Annotated in this window: 5 protein-coding genes; 4 read left to right on the top strand and 1 reads right to left on the bottom strand. The window is 71.8% G+C overall.

Features of this window, described 5'->3' with window-relative positions; all coding sequences use genetic code 11:
* Positions 1-481, top strand: a 481-nt coding sequence (locus tag AE652_RS35010; RefSeq protein ID WP_199823189.1) for a hypothetical protein, incomplete at its 5' end; no start/stop codon positions are given.
* A gap of 137 nt (positions 482-618) precedes the next feature.
* Here the strand turns inward: AE652_RS35010 and ribA are convergent.
* On the bottom strand, positions 619-1,248 hold the full coding sequence (gene ribA, locus AE652_RS35005; protein ID WP_049659023.1) for a GTP cyclohydrolase II: 630 nt from the start codon (positions 1,246-1,248) through the stop codon (positions 619-621).
* 331 nt (positions 1,249-1,579) lie between these two features.
* On the opposite strand from ribA, the gene gdhA reads away from it, so the two are divergent.
* The 3 genes from gdhA (at position 1,580) to AE652_RS34990 (ending at position 5,046) form a co-directional block, all read left to right on the top strand.
* On the top strand, positions 1,580-2,974 hold the full coding sequence (gene gdhA, locus AE652_RS35000) for an NADP-specific glutamate dehydrogenase (protein WP_049659022.1): 1,395 nt from the start codon (positions 1,580-1,582) through the stop codon (positions 2,972-2,974).
* A 178-nt stretch (positions 2,975-3,152) separates the two neighbouring features.
* Positions 3,153-4,028, top strand: coding sequence for an AraC family transcriptional regulator (locus tag AE652_RS34995; RefSeq protein ID WP_049659021.1), 876 nt, complete (start codon positions 3,153-3,155; stop codon positions 4,026-4,028).
* A 253-nt stretch (positions 4,029-4,281) separates the two neighbouring features.
* Positions 4,282-5,046 carry a VOC family protein gene (locus tag AE652_RS34990; protein ID WP_049659020.1) on the top strand — a complete coding sequence of 255 codons (765 nt, stop codon included), beginning with the start codon at positions 4,282-4,284 and terminating at the stop codon, positions 5,044-5,046.
* Positions 5,047-5,062 lie beyond the last annotated feature (16 nt).

Here is a 5,062-nt window from a genome sequence, read left to right as displayed (position 1 = left end):
GGGGAGCGCGCCGTCCGGGCGGTGGCGGACGGGCGGCGCCGGTGCGCGCGACCGGGTGCGGTTCGCGCTCGGGACGACGGCGGTGCTGGTGCTGCTGCTGTGGGCGGCGGTCGAGGTCCGGCTGGCGGCCACCGGGGCGCACCCGACGCCCGACTCCTGGGGGACGGGGCAGGGCGGTGCGGACTACCAGGCCGGGTTCGTCCTGCTGCTGGCGGTGGTGTCGCTGGTCAGCACCCTCGGGACGCCGGCCACCGCCAAGGGGCTGTTCGTGCTCTGGGTCCCGGCCACGCTGTTCCTGGGCGCCTGGCCAGGGCCGCTGGGCCCGGTCGAGGCGCTGCGGATCCCGGTGTTCGAGGGGCTGTTCCGGGCGATCGCCGGGCTGTGGGGGCACGGGGCCTTCTGGGCCGCGCTGCTGGTGGCGCTGCCGCTGGCGGCGTACGGGGTGCTGCGGACGGTTCGGGGGCGCGCGGGGCGCGGGTGACAGCGAACGGCTGACAGCTGACAGATCACCGCGAACAGATGACAGCGAACAGATGACAGCGAACAGATAACAGATGACAGCTGACAGATTTTGAAATCTGTCAGCTGTCATCTGTCACCAGCCGCCCGTGCGGCAGCTCAGCCGACCAGCCGGGACAGCTCGATCGAGTGCCCCGTCCGCTCCACCTTCGCCCGCAGGTAGCGGACGTTGCTGGCCGACAGGTGCACCCCCGTCGGCACCCGGTGCCGCACGACGATCCCCAGGTCGGCCAGCTGCGCCGCCTTGTCCGGGTTGTTGCTCAGCAGGTCGATGCCCGTGGCGTCGAGCGCGGCGAGCATCTGGGCGGCCGCGGTGTAGTCGCGGCCGTCCTCGGGCAGGCCGAGCGCGGTGTTGGCGTCGTACGTGTCCAGGCCGGAGTCCTGGAGGGCGTAGGCGTCCAGCTTGTTGTAGAGCCCGATGCCGCGGCCCTCCTGCCGCAGGTAGAGCAGGTACCCGCCGGCCTCGCTGATCCGCTCCACCGACTCGCGCAGCTGCGGCCCGCAGTCGCAGCGGTCCGAGCCGAAGACGTCGCCGGTCAGGCACTCGGAGTGCAGTCGCACCAGGGGCGTGCCGCCTTCGGGGACCGTGCCGAGCGCGAGCGCCAGGTGCTCGGCGCCGTCGGTGAGGCCGTGGAAGGTGGAGACCTCCGCGTCGGCGCGGTAGCCGTCGGGGAAGGTCAGCGGGATGCGCACACGCGAGCGCACCGTGGCGGCGCCGGGCTGCGGCATGGGTGGGCCTCCGTGGATCGGGGGTGGGCCGGGCCGGTTCGGCGCGGACCGGGGCGGACGCGGTCGGACCCGGACGGGTCGTGGTGCGTCGGAGGTCGACCGTACTAGGTAGTTCCAATTTGAACAACTAGCGGCCGCCGGGGCCCGGCTCGACCACCGGGGCGCACAACACCCCATCAGCCCCGGCTGTTCCCACCAGGGCTTCCAGCATGTGGATGGTGCGGGACCCGCGGTGTGGACACTGCGAGACTGGCGCCGTTTCCTGGGCACGTCCCTCAGGCCCGTCGGGACACTGCGCACGCCCATCGACGACCACGGAAGGGTCCTGAAGATGTCGACGACCCCTGCCACCCCCCACACCTCCGCCCCCGGCTCCTTCGAAGCCGAGCAGCGCGCGATAGAGGCGCTCTACGCGGACGTGGTCCGCCGCAACCGGGGCGAGGACGAGTTCCACCAGGCCGTCCACGAGGTGCTGGAGACCCTGGCGCCGGTGCTCGCCCACCGCCCCGAACTCCTCGACGCCCGGATCATCGAGCGGATCTGCGAGCCCGAGCGGCAGCTCATGTTCCGGGTGCCGTGGACGGACGACTCCGGTGACATCCACGTCAACCGCGGCTTCCGGGTGGAGTTCAGCAGCGCCCTCGGCCCGTACAAGGGCGGGCTGCGCTTCCACCCCTCGGTGAACCTCGGGATCGTCAAGTTCCTCGGTTTCGAGCAGATCTTCAAGAACGCGCTCACCGGCCTGCCCATCGGCGGCGGCAAGGGCGGCTCCGACTTCGACCCCAAGGGCCGTTCGGACGCCGAGATCATGCGGTTCTGTCAGTCCTTCATGACCGAGCTGTACCGCCACCTCGGCGAGTACACGGACGTGCCGGCCGGGGACATCGGCGTCGGCGGCCGGGAGATCGGCTACCTCTTCGGCCAGTACAAGCGGATCACCAACCGGTACGAGAGCGGTGTGCTCACCGGGAAGGGCCTCGGCTGGGGCGGCGCGCAGGTCCGTACCGAGGCCACCGGCTACGGCTGCGTCATGTTCACCTCCGAGATGCTGCACAGTCGCGGCGAGAGCCTGGACGGGCGCCGGGTGGTCGTCTCCGGGTCCGGCAACGTCGCCGTCTACGCCATCGAGAAGGCGCAGCAGCTCGGCGCGACCGTGCTCACCTGCTCCGACTCCTCCGGCTACGTGGTGGACGAGAAGGGCATCGACCTCGACCTGCTCAAGGAGGTCAAGGAGGTCCGGCGCGGCCGGGTCTCCGACTACGCCCGACTGCGCGGCGGCCACGTCCGGTTCGTCGAGGGCCCGGGCGTGTGGGGCGTGCCCTGTGACGTCGCGCTGCCTTGCGCCACCCAGAACGAGCTGGTCGAGGCCGACGCGCTGGCGCTGGTGCGCAACGGGGTGCTGGCCGTCGCCGAGGGCGCGAACATGCCCACCACCCCGGAGGCGGTGCGGGTGTTCCAGGAGGCCGGGGTGGCCTTCGGTCCGGGCAAGGCGGCGAACGCGGGCGGCGTCGCGACCAGCGCCCTGGAGATGCAGCAGAACGCCTCGCGCGACTCCTGGACCTTCGAGCACACCGAGGAGCGGCTGGCCGGGATCATGAAGCACGTCCACGACTCCTGCTTCACCACCGCCGAGCGCTACGGCCACCCGGGCAACTACGTGGTCGGCGCGAACATCGCCGGCTTCGAGCTGGTCGCGGACGCGATGCTGGCCCAGGGCCTGATCTGAGCCGCTGACGGCCGTCGCCCGGCGATCGGTCAGGCACCAGGCACCAGGCGCCAGGCGCCAGGCACCAGGCACCCGGCGATCGGAGCCCGGCACCCGACCGGAGCGGGCACCGATTGTCGGGTGCGGCAGGGTGGGTCCTTCCTACGGTGAAGGTCAGTAAGGGAAGGACGGGGTTGGCGTGCTGGAGCACCTGAACCGGGCGATGGACCGGATCGAAGACGACCTGGACCGCGAGGTCGACGTGGCCGCGCTGGCGCGGATCGCGATGACGTCGGAGTACCACTTCCGGCGGCTGTTCTCGATGCTCGCCGGGATGCCGCTGTCGGAGTACGTCCGGCGTCGGCGGCTCACCGTCGCCGGGGCCGAAGTCCTGGGCGGCGAGCGGACGTTGCTCGACATCGCGGTCCGGTACGGGTACTCCTCGGGGGAGGCGTTCGCCCGGGCGTTCCGGGCCATGCACGGAGTCGGGCCGGGCGAGGCCCGGCGCGACGGCGCGGTGCTCGTCTCCCAGCCCCGGATGTCCTTCCGACTCATCGTGGAGGGAAGCAGCAGTATGGAATACCGGATCGTCGAGAAGCCGGACTTCCGGATCGTCGGCAGGAAGGCCCGGGTCACCCTGATCTACCTGGGGATCAACCCGGGGATCGCCGAGTTCATCAAGGGACTCGGCAAGGAGACGGTCGAACGGATCGCGGAGCTGTCCGGGGACGACCCGGCCGGGATCCTGTCGGTGAGCGACGACTTCTCGCCGAACCGCGAGGAGGGGTCCGAACTCGACTACTGGCACGCGGTGGTGGCGCGCGAGGGGGTCGCCGTCCCGGCGGACCTGGACGTGCTCGACGTCCCGGCCGGCACCTGGGCGGTGTTCACCAACACCGGGCCGTTCCCGCAGGCCCTGCAGGAGATGTGGGCGGACGTGGCCGGCCAGTGGTTCCCGTCCAACCCGTACGAGGCCCGGCCGGGTCCGGAGATCCTGCGGGTCAGCCCGGTCCCGGGCACGGCCGATGCCGAGGCGGAGCTGTGGATCCCGGTGGCGAGGGCCGTGCGCGGCTGACGGGCGAAGGCTGACAGCCGACAGCTAACGGATAACAGCCGACAGCTAACGGATAACAGCTAACAGATAACAGATGACAGATTTCGAAATCTGTCAGCTGTCATCTGTCATGTGTTCGCCCGCCCGCCTCGCCGCCCGTTCGGCCCACCCCGCCCGCCAAGCTCCGCCCCGCCCCGCATGCTGGGCCTGGAGGTGCGGGGGCCGAGGCGCCGAAAACCCGGGAGTTCCCGAGCAAGCTGCGAGGACAGACGCCATGAAGCAGACCTCCGTGACCACCAACGCCCCCTGCTGGACCGAGTTGGGCACCTCCGATCCGGCCGCCGCCCGGGCCTTCTACACCGAGCTCTTCGGCTGGCAGGCGGACGACACGGCCCGCCCCGGGGAGGGCGACTACACCCAGATGCTGGTCCGGGGCGTCCCGGCCGCCGCCATCACCCCGCGCTACGCCCCGCAGCAGCCGATCGCCTGGACGGTCTGCATCGCGGTCGCCGACGCCGACGCCACCGCCGCGAGGATCAAGGAGTGCGGCGGCCTGATCCGGAAGGACCCCGGCGACGTCTTCGACTTCGGCCGGTTCTCGGTGGCCGCCGACCCGTCCGGCGCGGTGTTCATCCTCTGGCAGGCCCGCGCCTTCCGGGGCGCCGGGGTGTTCAACGAGCCCGGCGCGCTCGGCTGGGTGGAACTGCTCACCCGCGACCCGTCCGGCGCGCTCGCCTTCTACCCGGAGGTCTTCGGCTGGTCCGTCGCCCCGTCCGAGCACTACCCCCAGTGGGGCCTGGACGGACGGGACTTCGGCGGCATGCTGACGATGGACGACCGCTTCCCGCCCGAGGCGCCGCCGCACTGGCTGCCGTACTTCGCGGCCGCCGACGTGGACGGCACCGTCGGCCGGGCGGTGGCGCTCGGCGGGGACGTGCTGACGCCCGCCACCGGCATGCCGGGCGGCCGGCGGATCGCCGTGCTGCGCGACCCCCAGGGCGCCGCGTTCGGCGTCTACACCGCCGGCACCGAGGGCTGACCGGCACGCCGCAGGG

This window comes from Kitasatospora sp. MY 5-36 (assembly GCF_001182915.1).
Lineage (GTDB): Bacteria > Actinomycetota > Actinomycetes > Streptomycetales > Streptomycetaceae > Kitasatospora.
This window is presented reverse-complemented; position numbering and strand designations above follow the sequence as displayed.

Coding starts and splice junctions, on each gene's coding strand:
- ribA (WP_049659023.1), bottom strand. CDS start 1,248: ATGCCGCAGCCCGGCGCCGCCACGGTGCGCTCGCGTGTGCGCATCCCG.
- gdhA (WP_049659022.1), top strand. CDS start 1,580: ATGTCGACGACCCCTGCCACCCCCCACACCTCCGCCCCCGGCTCCTTC.
- AE652_RS34990 (WP_049659020.1), top strand. CDS start 4,282: ATGAAGCAGACCTCCGTGACCACCAACGCCCCCTGCTGGACCGAGTTG.